The sequence below is a fragment of the Rhizobium sp. Rhizsp42 genome, from assembly GCF_047304155.1.
Classification (GTDB): Bacteria; Pseudomonadota; Alphaproteobacteria; order Rhizobiales; family Rhizobiaceae; genus Rhizobium.
In genome coordinates, this window is record NZ_JBGLYS010000057.1 from 1 (window position 1) to 21874 (window position 21874).

17 protein-coding genes and 1 pseudogene are annotated in these 21874 nt (G+C 54.7%); 11 read left to right on the forward strand and 7 right to left on the reverse strand.

Annotated elements, in window-relative coordinates:
• Nucleotides 1-137 precede the first annotated feature (137 nt).
• The gene (locus tag ACCD05_RS29930; protein WP_111565442.1) at nucleotides 138-1430 is read left to right on the forward strand and encodes a pilus assembly protein; all 1293 of its coding nucleotides are present in this window, start codon (nucleotides 138-140) and stop codon (nucleotides 1428-1430) included.
• Nucleotides 1431-2790: 1360 nt separating this feature from the next.
• Nucleotides 2791-3420 (forward strand): outer membrane protein, encoded by a 630-nt coding sequence (locus ACCD05_RS29935; protein ID WP_112949887.1) that lies wholly within the window; start codon nucleotides 2791-2793, stop codon nucleotides 3418-3420.
• Nucleotides 3421-3864: 444 nt separating this feature from the next.
• Here the strand turns inward: ACCD05_RS29935 and mqo are convergent, their stop codons facing one another.
• From mqo to ACCD05_RS29955, 4 genes are read right to left on the reverse strand one after another with little or no spacing between them, the layout of a single operon-like run.
• The gene (mqo, locus tag ACCD05_RS29940) at nucleotides 3865-5358 is read right to left on the reverse strand and encodes a malate dehydrogenase (quinone) (protein ID WP_112949888.1); all 1494 of its coding nucleotides are present in this window, start codon (nucleotides 5356-5358) and stop codon (nucleotides 3865-3867) included.
• A gap of 13 nt (nucleotides 5359-5371) precedes the next feature.
• Nucleotides 5372-5767 (reverse strand): cupin domain-containing protein, encoded by a 396-nt coding sequence (locus ACCD05_RS29945; RefSeq protein WP_413397195.1) that lies wholly within the window; start codon nucleotides 5765-5767, stop codon nucleotides 5372-5374.
• 17 nt (nucleotides 5768-5784) lie between these two features.
• Nucleotides 5785-7245, reverse strand: coding sequence for a class II fumarate hydratase (fumC, locus tag ACCD05_RS29950; RefSeq protein WP_112949890.1), 1461 nt, complete (start codon nucleotides 7243-7245; stop codon nucleotides 5785-5787).
• Complete coding sequence (locus ACCD05_RS29955) at nucleotides 7238-8530, reverse strand: threonine/serine ThrE exporter family protein (RefSeq protein WP_413397197.1); 1293 nt, start codon at nucleotides 8528-8530, stop codon at nucleotides 7238-7240. Before ACCD05_RS29955 ends, fumC begins: the two co-directional genes overlap by 8 nt.
• Nucleotides 8531-9526: 996 nt before the next feature.
• Here ACCD05_RS29955 and ACCD05_RS29960 point away from each other — a divergent pair.
• Genes ACCD05_RS29960 through ACCD05_RS29970 form a run of 3 tightly spaced genes read left to right on the forward strand, consistent with a single transcriptional unit; the run spans nucleotide 9527 to nucleotide 12177 of the window.
• Nucleotides 9527-11104 carry an ATP-binding protein gene (locus ACCD05_RS29960; RefSeq protein WP_413397199.1) on the forward strand — a complete coding sequence of 526 codons (1578 nt, stop codon included), beginning with the start codon at nucleotides 9527-9529 and terminating at the stop codon, nucleotides 11102-11104.
• The gene (locus tag ACCD05_RS29965) at nucleotides 11097-11774 is read left to right on the forward strand and encodes a response regulator transcription factor (RefSeq protein WP_112949893.1); all 678 of its coding nucleotides are present in this window, start codon (nucleotides 11097-11099) and stop codon (nucleotides 11772-11774) included. The genes ACCD05_RS29960 and ACCD05_RS29965 overlap by 8 nt, the downstream gene beginning before the upstream one ends.
• Nucleotides 11775-11808: 34 nt before the next feature.
• Nucleotides 11809-12177, forward strand: a complete 369-nt coding sequence (locus tag ACCD05_RS29970; protein WP_112949894.1) for a response regulator — start codon at nucleotides 11809-11811, stop codon at nucleotides 12175-12177.
• A 109-nt stretch (nucleotides 12178-12286) separates the two neighbouring features.
• On the opposite strand, the gene moaA is transcribed toward ACCD05_RS29970, so the two are convergent.
• Nucleotides 12287-13327, reverse strand: coding sequence for a GTP 3',8-cyclase MoaA (moaA, locus tag ACCD05_RS29975; protein ID WP_413397201.1), 1041 nt, complete (start codon nucleotides 13325-13327; stop codon nucleotides 12287-12289).
• A gap of 82 nt (nucleotides 13328-13409) precedes the next feature.
• Complete coding sequence (locus tag ACCD05_RS29980) at nucleotides 13410-14360, reverse strand: LysR family transcriptional regulator (RefSeq protein WP_413397203.1); 951 nt, start codon at nucleotides 14358-14360, stop codon at nucleotides 13410-13412.
• A 333-nt stretch (nucleotides 14361-14693) separates the two neighbouring features.
• On the opposite strand from ACCD05_RS29980, the gene ACCD05_RS29985 reads away from it, so the two are divergent.
• The 4 genes from ACCD05_RS29985 (at nucleotide 14694) to ACCD05_RS30000 (ending at nucleotide 18840) form a co-directional block, all read left to right on the forward strand.
• Nucleotides 14694-15245, forward strand: a complete 552-nt coding sequence (locus ACCD05_RS29985) for a hypothetical protein (RefSeq protein WP_413397205.1) — start codon at nucleotides 14694-14696, stop codon at nucleotides 15243-15245.
• Nucleotides 15242-16240 (forward strand): NAD(P)H-quinone oxidoreductase, encoded by a 999-nt coding sequence (locus tag ACCD05_RS29990; protein ID WP_413397207.1) that lies wholly within the window; start codon nucleotides 15242-15244, stop codon nucleotides 16238-16240. Before ACCD05_RS29985 ends, ACCD05_RS29990 begins: the two co-directional genes overlap by 4 nt.
• Nucleotides 16241-16359: 119 nt before the next feature.
• Nucleotides 16360-17205 (forward strand): nitroreductase family protein, encoded by an 846-nt coding sequence (locus ACCD05_RS29995; protein ID WP_413397209.1) that lies wholly within the window; start codon nucleotides 16360-16362, stop codon nucleotides 17203-17205.
• A gap of 45 nt (nucleotides 17206-17250) precedes the next feature.
• Entirely contained in the window at nucleotides 17251-18840 is a 1590-nt protein-coding gene (locus tag ACCD05_RS30000; protein ID WP_112949899.1) for a Na+/H+ antiporter, read from the forward strand.
• Between the two features lie 344 nt (nucleotides 18841-19184).
• Here the strand turns inward: ACCD05_RS30000 and ACCD05_RS30005 are convergent, their stop codons facing one another.
• A complete protein-coding gene (locus ACCD05_RS30005) occupies nucleotides 19185-20285 on the reverse strand; it encodes an MsnO8 family LLM class oxidoreductase (RefSeq protein ID WP_413397211.1) in 1101 nt (366 codons plus the stop codon).
• A gap of 170 nt (nucleotides 20286-20455) precedes the next feature.
• On the opposite strand from ACCD05_RS30005, the gene ACCD05_RS30010 reads away from it, so the two are divergent.
• Nucleotides 20456-21076, forward strand: a complete 621-nt coding sequence (locus tag ACCD05_RS30010) for a TetR/AcrR family transcriptional regulator (protein ID WP_112950399.1) — start codon at nucleotides 20456-20458, stop codon at nucleotides 21074-21076.
• A gap of 461 nt (nucleotides 21077-21537) precedes the next feature.
• Nucleotides 21538-21874, forward strand: a pseudogene (locus ACCD05_RS30015) (IS110 family transposase); the annotation flags it as partial.

A 21874-nucleotide genomic window follows, 5' to 3' on the forward strand; every position in this document is an offset into this window, starting at 1 on the left:
ACCCCCAAAACTTCCTAGCGGCCGTAAAACTACTCGCCACCCGCATCTGGATCAGGTCGTTATGAGTCTACGCCCTAATTTTCCATGGGTTAAACTGGCGCTGCTAAGAATCGGGCATTGCATTGGGGCCTTGGGCGATGACCAACCTTGTCTTGAAATTCTTGCGCGACAGATCAGGTAACTTTGGAATCATCACCGCGCTCATTGCCGCGCCGGTGATCGGAGCGGCTGGCGTGGCAATTGACTACTCACATGCATTGGAAATAAGGACAGAGCTGCTGGCCGCGGCAGACGCCGCGGCAGTCGGCGCGGTATCTGAAAAGTCGGCGGCGGTAACACAAGCAATGACCATGACATCGGACGGCGCCATTGCTGTCGGCCAGTCAGACGCTCGCGACATCTTCTCCGGCCAGCTATCGCGGGAGGCGGCTTCTCTTCCAATCACCGTGAATACGTCGATCGTGAAAACGGGTAACAAAGTCATTTCCACGGTGAGCTTCAAGACATCCGTGCCGACCACGCTCATGCAAGTTCTCGGTCAGAAAAGCATCGACATGTCGGGCAGCGCGACTGGCGAGTATCTTACCGCCAGTTTCATGGATTTCTATATCTTGATCGACAACACGCCTTCCATGGGCGTAGGCGCTACAGCCGCCGACGTCGCCAAAATGCAGACCAACACAACTGACACATGTGCTTTTGCTTGTCACGACATCAACAGCGGATCAAAGAGCTACTATAACCTAGCCAAGACGCTCGGCGTCACCATGCGTATCGACACTGTCAGGCAGGCAACGCAGCAACTTACGACGACTGCGAAAACCAATCGTGTTTCGAGCAACCAGTTCAGGATGGGTGTCTACACTTTCGGCACCAAGGCCGAAGACGCCAAGCTGACCACGATTTCGAGCCCGACATACGATTTGGATACAGTTAGGTCATACACGGATGCCGTGGACCTGATGACGATCCCATATCAGGGATACAACAGCGACCAAACCACGAGCTTTGACTCGGCCCTTACCCAGATGAACGCCATCATTGATACGGCGGGAACAGGGAGTACGGCCACGGATCCTCAAAAGATCCTATTTTTCGTGGCGGATGGGGTCGGCGATAGCTACAAGCCGTCAACCTGTACGAAAAAGACAACGAGCGGGCGTTGCCAGGAGCCGATCGATACTGCGTTCTGTGCCCCGCTCAAGGCTCGTGGAGTGAAGATCGCCGTGCTCTATACCACATACCTCCCACTTCCCAAAAACAATTGGTACAACACCTGGATCGCGCCATTTCAGGCGGAGATACCAACGAAAATGGCTGCGTGCGCGTCTCCTGGGCTTTACTTTGAGGTCACGCCAACCGATGGGATCGCGGATGCGATGAAGGCGCTGTTCTTGAAAGTCATCAGGACTCCGAGACTGACATCGTGACTTGGTGATCGATTGGACCCGACACCGGAGAAAATGGGTCGGTCAGCAAACGATTGCGCGAAGACTTTCATGGCACCCGAATAAACGGCGGTGTTTATTCCGATGTCCTCAAGCGAATATTTCGTCGAGTTAATTCGCCGGAAAACCTCAATAATCTTTCCCCTTGGAACGGAGCCCAGTCCGCGTACAGCCACAACAGGGGACAGCATACATCAGGCTTGTTGAAGATACAGAACGTACGAAGGTCGGAAAAGAATAGCCGCCAAAGGTTGCGGGCACGGGATCCTGCAACCAATACGCCTGCCGGCGAGGCTGTCCTGTCATGTCATGTCATGATAAGGGGGTCAGAACAAAATTCGCTTGCGAGACTGTGTAGGTTGAGCCCGGGAAAAGTATCCTTAGCCACGTCGTAGAGGAACAACATTTCTCATGGCCTTCGAGCCACCACGCCTCTCGCTCAAGATACTGCTTGCGAGACTTTGAATTGCTCGCAAAGTCTCGGTTTCCGACCATCCGGCACGAACAGCGTCCTCAAGCAATGCCCGGATAGCTGAATGGATGGCATCCTCGCAACGGACATGCCGATCGGGATCATCATCGGTCACGAACGGTGGGTCGATATTACGTCTGTTGTCTTTCAAAATCTATGTCCTGATCTTCTCGGTCGACTGGCCATACGCCATCTCGTGAGCCTAACGCTGGTAACTCGGCATCTGGCTACTGGCGTATGTGTTAGCCGAAATGCTTTCGTGGAGTGCCTGTGGGTCTTGCACCGCATCGACGATTGACTGTGAGTAGCTCGCGTAGCGCGAGTGGAATTGCTCATGGTCAGACATGAATACCCTATTCCTTGAATTGAGACGCGTATGGAGTTTTAGACACAACCTGAACCACGGGCGCGGCCTCAGGAATACGTTTCCGCTGGGTGCGGGACATTTCGACATCATTTAAGACCTCGCGATAGTCGAGCCGGTCAGTTACAGCATCGTTGCCGTCCTATCGCTATACGATGATTTGCTTTTCCGTAATCATACGTAAGTGTAGAGACCGTGGGTCTGGTTGAGCTCCTCAACCTCACAGGGGTTCTCGCTCGGCCTTTCTCACACGTCTCGGGTGCCAAGCATTGTCCACCCAACCTCTCAGTTGGGCCACTGCTATGCTTCTGAAGGGAAATGCTGTGCCGCATTTCGAGTTTGAGACATGCGCTAAATTGGCAAGGTGCAGAGTGCGCCGCTTAGAAATGGCCAAGGAATCTACAATCGCTGAATCGGTGAAGCGTGTTGGATGAACCGTATTACATCGACGCGACGAGAACAGCATTTGTCTTATGTGGCGATGAGCTTTCAACGGAGAACACAGCATGAAGGGCTTTTTCATTGTCGCAGCGTCCCTGGCTGCACTCGCAACCTCCACCTCGGCGTTTGCCGCCGATGCGGTTGATCAAATTCCGAGCCCGCCGGTCGCTAGCGATACGGCGCCATTTTCCTGGGGCGGCTTTTACCTGGGTGCGCATACCGGTTACGATTGGGGTACCGGCAAGGTGGACGGATTAGGCTCTGATAGCTTCGACGGCTGGCGTTTGGGTGGCTTCACCGGCTACAACTGGCAGCTCTCGGACAGCTTTGTAGCCGGTGTGGAAGGCGATCTGAACTACGACTGGGCTGACAAGGACTACGGCAGCGGCGTTAAGCTAAAGGGTGGCTTTGGCGGCTCTGTCCGTGCGCGTGCAGGCTATGCTCTTGACCGCACTTTGATCTACGCAGCCGGTGGCTGGACAGCAACCAATGCCAAGCTGAAGACGCCGGTAGGCAACGACAGCGACACCTTAAACGGTTGGACGATTGGCGCAGGTGTCGACCATGCGTTCACAGACAAGATTTTTGGGCGCGTCGAATACCGATACAACGATTTCGGCCGGGGCGAGCTGTTCGGAACGAACGTCGATTTCAAACAGAATGTCATTCAGGTAGGCGTTGGCATGAAGTTCTGAGCTTTGGCTATTTGGCCTTGATTGATGAGCGTCCGCGCATCGCGCGGGCGCTTTTGTATGGCAGCTGGCCGCCTTTGCTTTGCCGCGAAAAATTGTAGGTAACGGGTGACAGTCTTGGCTGCGCGGCCTCGATCCAGTTGCCGGTCGCCATCAGCCTGACTTGTAACCTCATTGATGGTTTTCTGAGCGCTCGCCAAATGAGAGCCCCTCTTCTAGGAAACGTGGAAATGATGGGTTATCTCCCAGGCCCCGGGTAAGTGGACCTTAAGCGAACTGTTCCAACTCTTTCAGCGAGCTCCAGCGCTCAGCGGCAGAACGGTCGGGGTCAATATCTCCATCGCTCTAGGCATCGCCAACAGTTTCCCAAAACGAAGACGCGCCTGGTCCTTGGAGGACCAGGCGCGTTTAAAAATTCGAATCGCTGGGTAGGAGATTTGAGAGAACTTAAACGTTCTCGATCTGAAGTATCTTGGCGGTCGCAGCCCGGATTGATCGGCAAGCAACCGCGTCAACCTTGAGGTCAATTCCGTAAGTTGGGATCATTCGCTTCAAAGCTGGAAGCCATTCTTCCTCAGTCAATTTCTCCGAGAAGCAGGTCTTGAGAACTTCGATAGCGATGAAGGCTGCTGTCGAAGCGCCGGGAGATGCCCCCAAGAGTGCCACGAGTGACTTATCCTTAGCTGGCACCAGCTCAGTGCCAAACTCGAGAACGCCGCCCCTCTTGCTGTCGGGCTTGATGATCTGAACACGTTGACCAGCGACAGCCTCCTTCCAGTCTCCACGTGACGCAGTGGGGAAGAACTGCTTCAGTGTCGAAAATTGGTGGGATGAACTTTGAACCACCTGGCCTACGAGGTACTCCGTCAGCGCGAAATTGTCCTTCGCAACATCGAGCAACGGCAAAATGTTGTCATGTGTGATGGAGTGGAAAAGGTCTGTCAGCGATCCGTGTTTGAGAAACTTCGACGAAAAGCCAGCATAGGGTCCGAAAAGGAGCGACTTGCGGCCGCCGATGATGCGAGTATCGAGGTGAGGCACCGACATAGGCGGAGAACCGCTAGCCGCCTTTCCGTAGACCTTAGCGTGGTGGCGAGCGCTCACCTCGTCAACATCACAGCGCAACCAGATTCCACTGACCGGAAACCCGCCATACCCACGGCCTTCCGGTATCTCTGACTTTTGCAGGAGATCGATAGAAGCGCCACCCGCGCCGATAAAAACAAACTTAGCGGAGACGGTTTCCTGAGAGCCGTCAATAGCGTCCTCTACCGTCACCCGCCAGCGACCAGAATCTTTACGATCGAGTGCGATCACCTTTCGATTGTAGCGGGCGGTAAAACCAGGCTGCTTGGAAAGCTGGGCCACGAGCAGGTGGGTGAGAGATCCGTAGTCAACGTCGGTCCCTGTTACGATTCGCGTCGCAGCCACTGGCTCTTCAGCGCGTCCTTCCATGATCAACGGCGCCCATTTCGCGATCTGAGCGGGATTTTCGGAGTACTCCATGCCATGGTAGCAGTGGTGAGCCGACATCTGCTTGTATCGCTCACGCAGGAAAGCGACGTTCGCCGCACCCCAAACAAAGCTCATGTGAGGGCAGGGATGCAGGAAGGCTCGCGGATCGGGAATGGAACCTTTCTCGACGAGGTAGGACCAGAGTTGCCTCGATATGTCGAACTCGGTGTTGACGTCGAGCGCCTTTGAGATGTCCACGCTGCCGTCCGGGCGCTGGGGCGTATAGTTCATCTCGCAGTTCGCCGCGTGACCCGTCCCTGCGTTGTTCCACGATTGGGAGCTTTCCTGACCACAGTCATTTAGAGTCTCAAACATGACTACAGAAAGAGACGGATCGAGCTCCTTTAAAACTGTGCCCAACGTTGCGCTCATGATGCCCGCACCGATGAGAACGATATCTGGAGAGTCTGTCATTTGGATCGACATAAGTTCGGCCCTTCTATGCGCTTATGGGATTCGGCGTGAAACGCAGGTCTACGTCGTCTTCGTAGACGACATAAGCGCGACGCCAGGGTTCTGATCCGATCAACCGCCACCTGTGGCCCGTGCCACTGTTGTCCTGGGCAATGAGTACATCGCCGGGCCTGATTGTGAACGTGGCACCCGATTTCGTTTCGAACTCTAACGTGCCAGAGAGCGTCAAGACAAACTGCGGTACTGGATCTTGGTGCCATTCGAACGCTCCGCCAGATGACGTTTCTCTGAACGAGATGCTCTTGGCAGCCACCTGCTTTCCAATGGAATCGCCGCGTTCGCCCGGTAGGAGATCAACGGTGCCTTCTTCAAACAACGAGTTGCCGTCAGCTCCGGTCCACATTCTTACGCATCTGATCATATCAAAATCCTTTCATATTAGGCGCCAGCCAAGCCGTCTCCGACCATGGCGAGGGGGGTGATCGTCTTATCAAAGAGGGCTGCATCGACGTGACCGGAGGCGAGCGCAGCTTCGCGAAGCGTGGTGCCGTCGGCGATCGCCTTCTCCGCAATGTGTGCCGCATTCTGATAGCCGATAATGGGTGATAGTGCGGTGACTAGCATCACGCTACCGTCCACGTAAGACTTGATCCGCTTGGTGTTGAGTTCGGTACCTTCAACGGAGAACTCGCGAAACTTCTCGCAGCCATCGGCAAGGATCCGCGCGGAATGGAGAAAATTGTTGATGATGACCGGCCGCATAGCATTCAGTTCAAAGTTGCCCTGACTGCCTGCGAACGAAACGGCTGTGTCGTTGCCCATCACCTGGATTGCGATCATGACCATTGCTTCGCACTGAGTCGGATTCACCTTACCAGGCATGATTGACGACCCTGGCTCGTTTGAAGGAAGCAGAAGCTCTGCAAAGCCGCAGCGCGGTCCAGAAGCTAGCCAGCGGATGTCATTTGCGATTTTCATCAACGCGACAGCCAGGTTGCGAAGTGCCGCATGTGCCCTGACCATGGCATCAAGTGAACCCTGCGCCGTGAATTTGTTAGGAGCCGTGACAAATGGCTTCCCGGTCAGTTCGGCAATCTTCTGTGCAACATCCTTGGAGAAGCCCTTTGGAGCATTAAGCCCGGTTCCCACGGCGGTTCCGCCTACAGCCAACTGGTAAAGACCGCTGCGGCTTTCCCTGATCGCTGCTACAGCATCGTGAATTTGACCGGCCCACCCATGCCATTCCTGACCAACGGTCAAGGGAACTGCGTCTTCGAGATGAGTACGGCCGATCTTGACGACATCCATCCAGGTATTTGCTTTACGCTCAATCGCGTCTGCCAGTTCCACCACTCGGGGGAGTAGGTAGTTGTCGATCGCCTCGATCGAGGCAATATGCATTGCCGTTGGGAAGGTGTCGTTCGACGACTGCCCCATGTTGACGTCATCGTTGGGACCGACGGGCTTCTGAGATCCAAGAGTGCCCCCAAGCAATTGGATCGCACGGTTCGAGATTACCTCGTTAACATTCATGTTGGACTGCGTACCAGAGCCCGTTTGCCAGACAAACAGCGGAAAGTGGTCATCAAGCTTACCGGCGATTGTCTCGTCGGCAGCGCGAATGATAGCATCTCGCTTCCATTCAGGCAGTCTACCCGCAGCCGCGTTAACGAGCGCACATGCCTTTTTTACATAGCCGTATGCGTGGTAGACGGCTTTTGGCATCCTGTCGTCACCGATGTCGAAGTGATGAAGGGAACGTTGGGTCTGCGCACCCCAGTAGCGGTCACCAGGTACGTCGACACTTCCCATGGAGTCGAATTCGCTACGCGTGCCTTGCGCTACGATTCCGATATCAAGATCAGTGATTGTCGGGTGGTTGGTGATTTCGTCAGGCATTGCTCCGATCCTTTGGTTCGAGTTTCAAGAGGTTTTGGTGAGATCCCGCGAGGGATAAGGTCACGCCAAGAGCGATTGCGATAGTTGTGACCGTTGTGGTGATCGCGAGCGCGATTGTGGTAGCGATCAGTGCATGAGAGGCTGCCGCACCCTCGGCCATAATCTGCAGTCCACCTATTCCTGCGCGAAAGCCGTAGGATCCCGGGATCAAGGCCACCACGCCTGGGAAGGCGAAGACTACCGCTGGTGACCGATAAGCGCTCGCGGCCGCTCTAGCGATTAGGCCCGCGGCAAAGGCGCCTATCAGTGAGCTAAGCGGTAGGTTTACGGCGACTTGCTCCAACGCCGAGCGGAGCCCGTGACCAGCGATCCCTGTCAGAATGCAGATGAATATCGCTCGAGGAGGAACATTGAACAGAAGCGCAAAGCCAAAGGCTGCCAATCCGGAAAAGACGAGGTCTTCTGTCAATGGCAGTGATCCGGGCCCGGTACCAACAGGAAGCTCGGCCCCAGTGAGCAAACCTACAGTGAAGAGCGCGAAACCAATCACCAAGACTGTGACGGTTCCAGTAACCAGCCGCGCGACCCCGTTCCCAGCATATCCACCGGATATGTCGCGTATGCCGTTTAGCAATGGAACCCCTGGAACGAGGACCATCCCCGCAGCTGTAAGCGCCAGGACTGGTGAAGCATCGGGGTAAGCGCTCAGTGCACAAACTGCGGCAAGACCACTTAGTATTGCGATGATAAAAGTGCTCGCGAACTGGTTGCCAGAGATCTTCGGAACTTGACGCCGGAGCACCGCACTTATTGCGCCCGCAACTAGTGCTGCCATCACGACGGTCCAAGTGGCTCCGAACAGACGCGCCAGCGAAGCCGTGGTGATAGCCAGTCCAAGCACCACGGCGATTATCGGATATCGCCCGCCCGATGTCTCCAATGCATCAAGCCTTTGATCTGCTTCGAACGGCCCCAGGGTCCCCGCATGTATTTGGTCGATGATTGCTCGTAGCGCAGAGAGGTGACCCATGTTTACGGTCGGAGACGTGAGTTGGTGACCAACCTTTGTGCTGAAATGTTCGCTCGTACCCACCGTCGCAAGAATAGCATCAGATGTGACTAGGACATGGGCCTCTTGACCCAAATCGGAGGCCACGTTCACGACTGTATCCGCGACATGCCGAGAGTCCGCGCCATTCGAAAACATCAAGCGCCCAATCCTAACTGCGAGGTGTACAGCGCACTCTGGAGACACCGCTTGCTCGGTAAGGGTTTCAGACGCCATCGGAATGACTAACCATATCCGCGGCCTTCGATTGGCGCATCATTCGTTCAGTGATGTGAGGGGCCATCAGCAGTTTCCTTCGGTGACGTACCGTACAAAGCAACTCAGAAGGAAATTTAAGAGTAGGCTCGCTGACACGTAACCAAGCTTTGGTCTAGGTTAGTCGATACCTTGGGATGTTACGGCCTCCGGCCAACGGGGGTTAAATGCCCCGCCACGCGGAGCAATCTTGATCAATTTAGAGCGTGAACGGCACGAGCAGCCTACGTGACCTGAACCATGGTACAGATGCGTTTAGAATGAACGCCGTTGTAGAGTCGGGTGTCCAACAGATCTGAGGCGAAACCTGTGTCACACCTCTCACACTCTACTCCCACGCGGGCCACCACCAACCTGGGAACATCGATCGATGGGATCGCATCATTGGCTGTCGCCAAACGTCATATGCTAGTGCTACAGCTATCTGAGAGCTTGAACGAATTGTCGAGGATCGCTCGGGAAGTCGGAAACCAAAGTCTCGAGACCACGTTATGCGACCTGTCAGTCTCTTTCAGAAGAGCATCGAGGGAGATTGCCGAGGCCAGTTGTGGGCCGTTAGTGATCGAGCGTTTGTCGCACTCCGTGGAACGGATCGCAGAAAATCTTTCGGCAGGCTCTGACAAGACCGAGACGTTGAGTTCCAATTCCAAGACCTAAGTATAGTTACGGAACTCGCACTCCAGAGGTAGCTTTGCCTCGTTACCTCGATCGCTCCCCCCGACGAGGTCGCGTAGCGCTCAGCTACCGGGTCCCTGAACCCCTCATCTCGGACCTAACTGCGGAGATGGTATCCGCGGAGGCCGCCTTCCCCCTCCCAGAAGGCGGCCTCATTCTTTTTCCACAAGGCGGCGTCTGAGGACTTCGTATGGGAGAGCCGAGATGGAAACCTACACTTATGTATAGGTCCAGTAGACATAGAGAACCGGTAACCTTGTGATAAGGGCAGGAGCGATTCAGGTGCAAGGTGCGGAAATGAGGCTGGCAAGGCATGGGGCGAGGCGCCACGACGTCTTTTTTGGTGGTGCAGCAGTTGCAATGGCGGCCGCGGTTTTCGCGATCGACACTCTGACATCAATTGAGGGAGCGATTGCGGTACTTTATGTAATTTCGCTTCTGCTTGCCGCAGAGGCGATAGACCGCACGGGACTGAAGATCCTCACGGTGATTTTCATCGGACTGTCGCTGCTTTCGTTTCTCTTCACTCATGGCCCAGAGCCTGATTTACAAACCTTCCTGCGTCTGAGCGTGGCAGTAGCGGCATTGTGCGTCACGACGGCACTTCTCCTGCGTACAGACCGCGCTCGCACCGAGTTGCTCGGAATGAATACGGCTTTACGCGAGAGTGAAGCTCGCTACAGATCCATATTTGACCGGGCCCGTGTTGCCCTTTGGGAACGCGATTACTCGAAGCTTCGTGACTTCCTGGCAGGACTGAAGCATGCAGGTGTGAGCGACGTCACGGCTCACTCGCAGACAGATCCCGAATTTGTCTCAACATGCATGAACCTGATTAAAGTCGTGGCAGCGAACGAGGCTGCCATTGAACTGCTTGGGACGTCGACGCCCCCTGACGAAGGAGGCGTTACGCACCAGTATATTCCGGCCGACAGTAAGGCTTTTCTGTCCATCCTTCAGGCTATTATGGATGGCGCCGCGTACTTCGAGGACAATGCCGAGATAATCAACCGGAATGGAGAGCGAAAGGCGGTTCTCCTCAGTATCAGCTTCCCTGACGACCCTTCGGCTTTCAATCGAGTTGTGGTCAGCATGGTAGACGTTACACAACGCGAAGAGGCGCGAAAAGCCCTGACAGAAGCGCAGGCCGAGTTGGCTCGTGCCTCCAAGGCGGCTACTATCGGTGTGTTGTCGGCATCATTAGCTCATGATCTCAATCAGCCCTTGGGTGCTATTGGGGTTAATTGTCAAACGCTGGTTCGATGGTTAGACCGCGATCCGCCTGACATCGAAGCTGCCAAGAGATCGGCTGAGCGAATCTTGCGAGACAGCGGCAGGGCCAGCGACATATTTAAGAGCACCCGTTTGTCGATGTCAGCTGCATCGAAAGATAAAGAGAAGTTCGACCTCGGTGAACTGATTGGTGATACGCTGGCCTTGATGGAGCATGACCTTCAGCGAGAGCGGACTACGGTAAAGGTCGTTCAGAACGACCGAATCCAATTGGTAGGTGTCAAACTTGAATTGCAGCAAGTGCTCATCAACCTGATTACAAACGCAGCCCAGGCTATAGCGCATTCTAATCCTGCACTGAGGCTTGTGACGATTTCGGTGGATGGGCCGATCGAGGCTGATTACATCTCCATCGCAATTCGGGATACAGGCGACGGACTTGTAGGGGAGACGCAGCGAAAGCTCTTCACTCCGTTCTTCACGACGAAAGAGAACGGTATGGGTATCGGTCTAGCAATCTGCAGAAGTTCCATTGAGGCGCGTGGAGGCTCACTTGAGGGCTCCAATCACCCTGATGGTGGCGCCGTGTTCGAGATTAAGTTGCCTAAGGAGCCGGTTAATGCGTGAGCAGAAAAATGCCAAGCGAACGTCTGATCGACCAGTTATCTACATCGTGGACGATGATATTTCGATCCGTGAGGCCTTGTTGGATCTCTTCTCATCAATGCAATTTGAAGCTGAAGCGTTTGGCAGCCCCAATGAGTTTGTTGCCCAGGCGGATTTGACGAGGGCGGGCTGCATCGTACTCGATGTAAGGCTGCCAGGTGTGAGCGGTATTGAGTTCCAGACGCAGCTCGAACGTGCGGGAAATCAGTTGCCGATCGTGTTCATGACCGGGCACGGCGATATATCGATGGGTGTCCAAGCGATGAAAGCAGGTGCTGTAGACTTCCTTACTAAGCCATTCCGCGAACAGGATCTACTTGACGCTGTATCGACGGCCATAAGCAGAGATTGCGTTCGCCGCCAGGAGCTTCAGCGCCATCAGGAGGTTATGGGCCGGTTTGAAACGCTTACCCAGAGAGAGCGGGAGGTGCTTGAAGACGTGGTGGCTGGTTTGATGAATAAGCAGATCGCGTTCAAGCTGGGAATTAGCGAGATCACTGTTAAGCTGCACCGTGGCAACGTCATGCGTAAAATGGAGGCCAAATCAATCGCTGACCTAGTGCGCATGGTCGAGCAAGCCAATGAACTCCTGAACCGCAAATCACAACCCGTTATCGGGCGCGTTGCTTGATATATCGTGAATTACCTATGAAAGTTGCAATACCGTGTTGAAATCCACTCTAATAGCCATTGTCGATGATGATCTGGCAATCCGCGAAGCCTTGGACGATCTCATCAAATCTCTGGGCTATGAGAGTCGTGTGTTCGCGTCCGCTGAGGAGTTCCTTGAGTTTCGGCCCAGGGCTTCGATCGATTGCATGGTCGTAGATGTGAAGATGCCTGGACTTAGCGGGATTGAACTGCAGAGACGACTGATCGTTGAAGCAGATTGCCCTCCGATGATATTCATGACGTCGTATCATGATGAACACATGCGAACGGCCGCTATGGAAGCAGGGGCGTTGGCGTTTCTTGGGAAACCGGTTGATCTGCAAAAGCTCATCCAGTGCGTCGAGGAGGCTGTGTCCACCTGACACGCTCTCGTATCATCTGAAGGCAAAGCTTCAGGCAAAGTTCCGTGCTTCAATGCCTGACCAGAAATCCCTCGGCCGCTTCCATCTAATTCTCTGCTACAGAGCGATCTCAGCCGCCGGTCACACTCATGTGGCGTGCAACGCTAGGCCGATTGTGGTTCCGATCTATAATGAAGTCATGGCCTTTAGGCTTTCGACGTATAGCCTCATCGATCGCGGCATGTAGCTCCCTGTCGTCATTACCATCCCGCATCACGGAACGTAGGTCCGCGGCATCGTCCTGACCCAGGCACATGTAAAGCGTACCGGTGCAGGTCAGGCGCACACGGTTACAACTCTCGCAGAAGTTATGGGTCATCGGCGTGATGAACCCAAGTCGACCGCCTGTTTCAGCGACTTGCACATAACGAGAAGGGCCTCCGGTTCGGAAACTAAGGTCCAGCAAGGTGAATTGTTGTTCAAGCTGGGCCCGCAGATGCGAGAGTGGCAGATATCGATCCGTACGATCCTCCTCGATTTTTCCCATCGGCATAGTCTCAATTACTGTGACATCCATGCCTCTTCCGTGGGCAAACCGAATTATAGATGGCATCTCAACGTCGTTAAAGCCTTTCAGGGCGACGGTATTCAGCTTCACCGCGAGGCCTGCTTTCTGAGCAGCGTCGATGCCGTCCATAACCTTTGAGAAGTCGCCCCAGCGGGTGATTTCACGAAACTTCTGCGGATCTAAGGTATCGAGTGAGACATTGATGCGGCGTACACCATAGTCGGCGAGCTCATCGGCAAATCGAGCCAACTGCGAGCCGTTCGTGGTCAACGTCAGTTCATCTAGACCATGACCGATCTGCCTTCCCAGATTCCTTACTAGCTGCATGATGTTTTTGCGGACCAACGGCTCGCCGCCGGTCAGACGCAACTTGCGGACACCCTTCGATATAAATGCGGAGCATAAGCGCTCAAGCTCGTCGAGAGTAAGAAGATCAGCTTTTTTCAGGAATGTCATGTGTTCTGACATGCAGTAGGTGCAACGAAAGTCACAACGGTCGGTGACCGAGACACGGAGATAAGTAATAGACCTTCCAAATGGATCGGCCAAGCCCAGATTCGGGGTTGCCGGGCCAACATTCATTAGAGTTGCCGCCTTTAACATTGCGCAATCCTTCCCATTTCAGCAAGGACATGCCGCGCGGAGACCGGGGCGACAACCATACTTTGGTATAGGCCACGCGGCGTCAGGAATGCTCCTGCTTGTGTTTAGCCTCCGAGGTTGGGCGCAGATGCTCCCACACCGGAGGATTGCCAATTGAAGTGACGAGGGCCTCTGAGAATGCGTGAACGCGAGCGCTTGGCTGCGGTAATGCTCTCAGTAGAAAAATGCCCTCCGGATCGTCGTTCCAACGTTCGAGGTCGGGCAGGAGCCTGACCAACTTGCCCTCATTGATAAGTGGCCCAACAACCCAGCTCGGGAGGAACGCGACGCCCATATCAGCTAACGCGGCGCTTTGTAGGGCCTCAAAGTCATCCGTGCGGAAGGTGACAGCGCCTGTTCCCCTTGCACCGGCTCTCGTGCCAAGGACATCCCTCCAGCCAAGGAGGTCGTCGCCATGAAGCTTGTCAATAAGTCTGTGTGAGGATAGATCGTCGACTGACCTTGGCAGGCCCGCATTGCTAACATAGCGCGGACTTGCCACCAGATGCCGATGATACGGCGCCAATTTTGTGCCGATTAGCGTGCTGTTCGGTAACGCACCCATCCGGATGACCAAGTCCAGACGTTCAAGCACCGGATCGGAAAGTCTTTCCGTGAGTTCCAACTCGAGTTGTAGGGAAGGGTGCTGGGCCTGAAGTGACGCGAGGAGCGGCAGGACATAACGTTTTCCGAAAGTTGGCAGGCACCCGATCCGCAGCGTCCCTGATACAGATCCACCGAAAGCGGAAACCTCGGCGTGGGTATCCGCGAGGTCATCAAGGAGACGCTGGGCCCGCTCGTGGAGTCTCTCGCCTGCGTCCGTTAGAGTGAGGGCACGAGTTGACCTGATGAGGAGTGCGACACCAAGATCCGCCTCTAGAGTGTCGATCTGTCGAACGACCGCCGATGGAGTTATTGCCCGCTTCCGGGCAGCCCCTGAAAAGCTTCCTGCCTGCACCACGTCAATGAAGGTCGATAGAAAATCAGCTTTCATCTTTGACCTCAACGCAAAGCAGTTTCCGATATTTTCTGTCTTATCCCGGGCGACTACCTCATGCAATTATCAGGTAACGCTCGCTGCAAACGGCAATGCAATCGCATCGCCGATTGAGTGACGAGTGGACGTACCCTTACCGGTCCTGCCTCCGCGAACCTAAACCAATGGATAGATTTTGGCACTCCAGGTCTGATTGAGCCATCGGCGCGGTAGTGCCAATTTCGGCTCAGAGCAGATGCCCGGTTTGCTCAGCACGACCAACTCCAATGCGTCACCACGGTGCCACTCGGCACGCGATGAATAGATGCCGAATACCGAAAGGAAACGATCATGAAAGTAATCACCGACAAGCTGCTTTCCCTGTCAGCCTACTCGCATGAGATCGACGTCCCGCTCGATCAGATTGATATCGCAGATTGGCTCTTCAATCTCCCGGAAGCTGAGTACCAGCGTTGCTGCGCTCCCGATCACGTTGCATGCGGTGCGACTTTCACTGACGACGGCCGCAGGATGTCCATCAACGTCGAAAAGATCGGCACGGGCTTGGTCATTCAACACTACGTCGCCGACGAAGCTACTCCCTCGTATTGCCGGATGAATTCGATCTCCGACGTCTTCACTCCGACCGGAGAGCGCACTCAGGTCAACGTGATTTGGGAACTGATTGCCGAATCTATCGAGGGCAACCGCACCCGCTACACCAACAAGGTCACTTGCCACCCGACTGATGCATTCATGGCTTTCATTGAAAAGCATGGTCAGTCGTTTGAAGATGCAGCTGCCGCTCGCCAGGCTGCAGGTGGTGACCACAATCATCGCGAAACGCCGCTCTTCGCGGAAAGCATTGCTCGCAAGGCTCGTGCTAAGGCAGCAGCCAAGTGAAGGCGATCACCTATGATCAGTTCGGCAAGGCGGATGTTCTCCGCCTTGCCGACGTTCCACGTCCGGAACCTCGGCCTAGCGACCTTCTGGTGAGCGTGAAGGCGCTCGGTGTCAACCGCGCCGACCTGCTTCAGCGCGAGGGTTACTACGGTACGCAAAACTATGGCGAGAGCCCGCTACTCGGTTTGGAGCTTGCTGGCGAAGTGGTCGAAGTGGGTTCGGATGTCGAAGACATTGTTCCTGGCGACCGTGTGATGGCGATTGTCGGCGGTGGCGCCTATGCCGAATATGCTCGGGTCGATCGAAGCATGGCGGTCAAAATTCCGGCCGATCTTAGTTACGTGGAAGCCGCTGCTGTCATGGAGTCTTTCGTAACCGCCTGGGAAGCCTTGGTTCACCTGGGGCAGATCAAATTTGGGGCCGTCGTTTTGATCCATGCTGCAGCAGGCGGGATCGGATCGGCGGCAGTCCAAATCGGTCACGCTTTGGGTGCTCGCGTGCTTGCGACTGCTTCAGCCGCGCGTCGAAGCGAAGTTCAGGCCCTTGGTGCAGACAGGGTTTTCGACTACATCGCCGAGGATTTCGAAGCAGGTGCCAAGGACGCAACCAACGGTCACGGCGTGGATGTCATTGTCGACTTTGTTGGCGGTGACTACTTCGTCCGAAATCTTCGCAGTCTCAAGCCGGGAGGCAGGCTTGTCCAAGTCGGTCTGCTTAGCGGCGAAGAGAACGTGCAGGTTCCTTTGAGTCTCGTGCTTCACAATCATTTGCGAATTATCGGGACTGTAATGAAGTCGCGCAATGCCGAGGAGAAGCGAGCCATGGTTCGTCGCTTTGCTGAGTATGGCCTGCCGCTGTTTGCTGAAGGGCGGCTTCGTCCCATCGTCGGGCAGATCTTCCCACTGCCGGGTGCCGCGGAAGCGCACAAGTATATGGAGACCGGCGGTGGCTTCGGAAAGATCGTTCTCACAGTGGACGATGATCTCGAACTCTAGAGCCAAGGAGGGCAACAGGAATGCTGCCCTTCTAGATCTACGATTTGGCCAGAAACCAGGTCGCCAATCAAACCTCTGCCAATAGCCCTTTACCACATGCCTTCGAGAAGGAGCCCAGCGTGACCAACAATCAGGATTACGCCGTGAGATACGTTCAGCCAGTCAACGATATATTGGTCGATCGCTATGGAACAGATCACGGGCTGACCTCCTCTCAGAGTTCCATCATCAATCATATCATGATGCACCGAACTATTCGTGACTTCACGCACGAAGAGGTACTGGAGAGCGATATCACCGCAGCCATCGCGGCAGCTCAATCGGCGGCAACGTCGTCGCATCTTCAGAGCTGGAGCGTAATCAGAATTAGCGACCGCCAGCACAAGAGCGCTGTAAACAGACTTTGTGGCAATCAGGGACAGATCGATACCGCACCCTTGATGCTTGTGTGGCTAGCGGATCAGAGCCGCAACTTTGCGATCTCTGAAGAGGAGGGAACGTCCAACGATGCCTTCGATTATTTTGAGACAAGCATGCTAGGCATCATTGACGCCAGCATGGCCGCACAAAATGCTGCCCTGGCGTTCGAGGCCCTTGGCTACGGTACATGCTTCATCGGCGCCGTAAGAAACAATGCAGAAAAGCTGGCGTCGCTACTGAAGCTCCCCGATCGATGCATTCCGGTCGCAGGTTTGGTGATCGGTCGACCCGCGCTCCGAAACAGTACCGACATCAAGCCACGTCTGCCCCAACGAGTTGTTGTGCACGAAGAAACCTACCGGATCGCTCAACGTGACGAGATTTCTGCTTACGACCAGGTGATGAAGCGTTTCCAAAGCAAGCAGTGGATGGCTTCGGTCAATTGGTCGAGCAAGGTCGCTGTGCGCTTGAGTACGAAAGCCTCATTGGACGGGAGAGATCGTTACATGACGTTCATGCGATCCGCAAATGCGGGCGTTTTATAAACATTTGCGGTTTGGCGAGTCGGTGAATATGCGAGTGAAGGCGGGATGTCGATAGAGCTCGAATATGAATTCTTGGTCGGTCTCTTGCTTGCCGTTGTGGTCCTGGAATTGGCGGCACAGCGCCTCAGATTGCCGCCAGCCGCAGCTTTGATTGTAGGAGGCGCAGCTCTTGCCTTCGTTCCCGGCATTCCTGCGGTCACAATTGACCCCAACCTGATCCTCGTTATCTTCCTTCCTCCACTGCTGCTTAGCAGTGCGTACAGGACAGTTTGGCTAGATTTCAAACAATATTTCGCAGCGATTTCGTCTCTCGCCATAGGGGCGGTGGTCTTCACAACGGTCTCGGTTGGTTATGTTGTCCACTGGCTTCGACCCGACCTACCGTGGTCTGCCGCGTTCGCGCTAGGAGCTGTCGTCTCACCACCAGACGCCGTCGCTGCCAAGGCGGTGTTGGAAAAACTTCGACTACCTAACCGACTCACAGCAGTGTTGACGGGCGAGAGCTTGGTCAACGATGCCAGCGGACTTGTGCTATTTCACTTTGCGCTGGCCTCGGCCTTAAGCGGCTCTTTCTATCCCGCAAGTGCTGTTGGCTCTTTCCTCCTCGTATCGGTGGGAGGTGTGGCCGTGGGGTTTTGCATCGGTTGGATCTCGATGCGTCTGCTACGCCGGTTTGGTAACAGCGATCTCGTGGTCACGGGCACGATACTCCTTGCGGCGGTCTCCTATATGGTTTCGAGTGCCATGGGGTTCTCCGGTGTTTTGGCGACGGTGACTACCGGCCTCATGCTAGGCTGGCAACAGCATGAGATATTTTCGGCAACGACGCGCATTAAGGCCCAGGCTTTTTGGTCGATATTTGTCTTTCTGATAGAGTCGCTGCTATTCATTCTCGTTGGTCTATCTCTGAGAGAGGCGCTCGATCGGTTTGAGAGCCTTGGGGAAGGTGTCCGCAGTCTTGCCATGCCCGTGGCATGCGTCGTGTTGACTGTGATATGCGCACGCTTCCTGTGGCTCTTCGCCTCAGATTTGCTCTGGACTGCGCTGGTCAGGGTCGGTATCAAGCCGCGAAATCCTCCATCAATTCCAATCACAGTTATAGCTAGCTGGGCTGGGATGCGCGGTGTAGTGACGTTGGCTGCCGCACTCTCGCTCCCCGTTGGATTTCCAGGGCGCGACTTGGTTCTCGCTTCAGCGTTCGGAGTGATCTTAGTCACGGTACTCGTGCAGGGCACAACGTTGCCGCTTTTGATAAAGCTATTCCCTTCGATCTCTTTACAAAGCAACTCTCAGCTATCGAGAGAAGAGGCGACGGCAAGAAAAAAGATAGCCGATATTCAAATCCAAACGATGCAGCAGCATCCCGTGCGAAATCGACGTTCTGGAGGCATCGATGAGAACCTGTTTAGCGTCAACACGGCGCCACGCGTCGGTATTCAGACCGATTCTCTCCGCCCGCTTACAGTTGAGCATTTTGAAGCGGTCTTGGCCGCGATTAGGGTAGGGCGCTCGGAAGTTCTTCGCATGTACCGTTCGGGCCATCTTTCAGACCGCGCAATGAAAGATATAGAACAAGACCTGGATCTCAAAGAAATCGTTGCTGAGCGAAGATTGCGCGAAGGGAATCCGACTTGACAGGATGTGGTCAAATTTGCCGTCCGGCCCCTCTTTGGAGCTGCAAGGTGGCAACTGGCGTGATGCTGGCGCAGCAGCGTTAGACCGCATCAGTGCTCAGGCCTCCTGAGGAGTGCCGAATCCATCAATGCAATGCTTGTGATCTGGCTTTCCCAGCCGACAATGCCGACCACCCCAAAAAATTGGGGAGCTCGTGCATTCGCTGGAGCGTCGCTCAATCATATCATCGTCAAAGACTATCGTGTTTACCGACGAGATCCGTATCTACAATCGACGAAAGTGAGCCTCGACCCCGGTCGCTGGTGCCAGCAACTCCAACGGCCTACGCGTCAAGATTAGTAATCTCAGACGTTTCCGGCCAGGAAGCTCTGTGCCTTTTGCGGGAAGCGCTCAGCTAAAGCCGATAGCGTAAACTCCCTGTTCGGTGCACGATTTGAAGCCTGGCTAGCGTCGGCGGCGACCACGGGATTGATCATCATCTCGTCGACGCCAAGCTCGGCAGCGAGCGCTTCTACGCCGTCGGCCACCCGATCAGGTGATCCAATTATCCAAGAGCGACGGAAATTGGCTACCAGATCATCGTAGCGCTCTGGGAATTCCACCTGTTCAGACTGCTCGACGAGCATTTGCGGCTGCACAGGTTCACCCGAACGAAATGCAGACATGAAGTAAAGCTGTGACCGTGCTAGACGCTCGGCTTCTTCATCAGTCTTGCCCATCACTACGATTGCGGAGACTAGAACGCTGGGCTCAGGTTGTGCTGCACTGGGCACGAACCGATCTTTGTATAACTGAATGGCTTCCTTAGCTCCTTCCGCGCGAATGTGGTAGCCAAAGGCGTAGGGCAAGCTGAGCTCGGCGGCCAGTTGTGCTGAGTAAGACGATGTGCCGAGAATCCACGGTGATGGTGCGCTGCTAGCGTTCGGGACAGCTTTGAAGCTATATGACTGGCCGCCTTGGTCTACATCTACGCCGTGTGGCTGGTTCAGTGCCAAGAGGTTCGAGAGGTCACTGATGTAGCCCTCCTCGTTCTTCATCGGCGTCCCTCCACGGAGGAGGGAGCTCGTAGCCCAGTCGGCACCAGTCGATCGGCCAATCCCCAAGTCAACTCTACCGGGGAAGCATGCGTTCAACAGCCCCATTTGTTCGGCCACCAGGAATGGCGGATTCCGCTGCACTAGTTCCTGGGCTCTCGTTTTGGCTAGCGCAGGTTGGCCTCCAGTGTCGGCGACGATCAATTCAACGGGTCGACCGGCGATTTTGCCACTGCGCTCGTTCAGAAACAGCTGGAAACCGTCTTCCATCTGGCGGCCACCTGCGGCCAGGGCGCCGGATTTGCAGCTCAAGAAACCAATTCGGATTGGCTTTTCCTGAGCAAGCGCTGGAATAGCGGTGGCACCTGCGAGTGCAATTGCTGAACCCAATACTTGTCGTCTATTTAGCATGACATCCTCCCACATCTGCTATTTATCGATTGATAAACTGAGCGTAATGTTGGCATCGGTCAAGTGGCTAAATTCTAAAAAATGCAGGGGCGTACCGCGTGAAGTGTTTGATTTGGGGGTTTGCAACTGATAAATTAGACGCGAAAAGTTGGGGATTTGGAGGGAAAATCATGAAGTCTGGCCGCCGGTTATCACCCGACGACAGGGAACAGGAGATTGTCCGCGAAGCTGTTAATTTCTTCGCTGAATTTGGCTTTGAGGGAAACACACGGGAGCTGGCGCGAAGACTGGGTATAACGCAACCGCTTCTTTACCGATACTTTCCGACCAAGGACGCTTTGGTCGAAAAAGTTTACGAGGCCGTATTCATGCGCCGCTGGAATCCGTTCTGGGAGGATTTGCTTCAAGATCGTACGAAGACGCTGCACCAGCGACTCCGCGAGTTCTACAAGGATTACTCAAAAGTGATTTTGTCGTACGAGTGGGTGCGCCTGTTCATGTTCGCAGGCCTCAAGGGACTTGATTTCAACACCCGATATCTCGAGCTCCTCAGGCAGAGGGTCTTCTCTGTGATCATTGGGGAACTCCGTGTGGAGTATCAGCGTGAGCCGGTATCCAATGTGCCAATCACCACTCTCGAGGTCGAGGCGGTATGGGGCCTTCATGCGGCCATTTTCTACTTGGGTGTGCGGAAGTTCATCTACGACATGCCTGTCGACAACATCCAAACAGTTGTTGAAATGGAGTTGGACGTCTTCCTGAATGGAGTTCCGACGGTGCTCTCGAAGTGACAAAAATCAGACAACCAGGTCGAGTTCGATCCGAGTGTCTGGAGCTTTATAGGCAGCCAAAATATTACGCGTATTGTATCGTCTATGCCGCAATTATTTAACCGAAAGACCCAAAAGAGTTTGCGAGTTTGTCGGTTTGTCGTGACTTTGTGGTCTCGGTCGCTTTCAGCACCTGTTCGAGAGGCTTCAGATCAGTATACGTACCCGCAGTCCACCGAGCTTCGTGCAGATTTTCAATACGGAAGCTGATATTAAGCAGATACGCATCATCTGACAATGCGCCAGCATCGTGCAATTTTTTCGTGAAATCCAACCAAGTTGACCTGCCACTGCGAATTTCCTCCAGAATGGATTAGACCGTATGTTCGCGGGGTGAGTGTGGCCCGCCCCCGCGGTAAGCTGAATTCGGGGGTTGCTCTGGATTGGCCGGAGCCTTGCCCCATGCTTAGCGAGGGCGAACCATGAAAGAAGATAGCGTATTCTTCATTGGCCTGGATACATCCAAGTCGAAGATTTCAGTTGCGGTTGCCGATGGAGCGCGCAACGGCGAGGTGCGGTTTTTTGGCGACATCTCCTCGGAACCGGCGTCTGTGACGTCGATGGTCAACAGACTTTCAAAGCGTGGAGGGAAGCTTCACTTTTGCTACGAAGCAGGTCCGACCGGTTACGGCCTTTACCGTCAGATTATCGAACTGGGACACGACTGCGTGGTGGTGGCACGATCGCTCGTGCCCAGGCGTGCGGGCGACCGGGTGAAGACAAACCGCCGGGATGCCGTAAGCCTGGCGCGGCTGCACC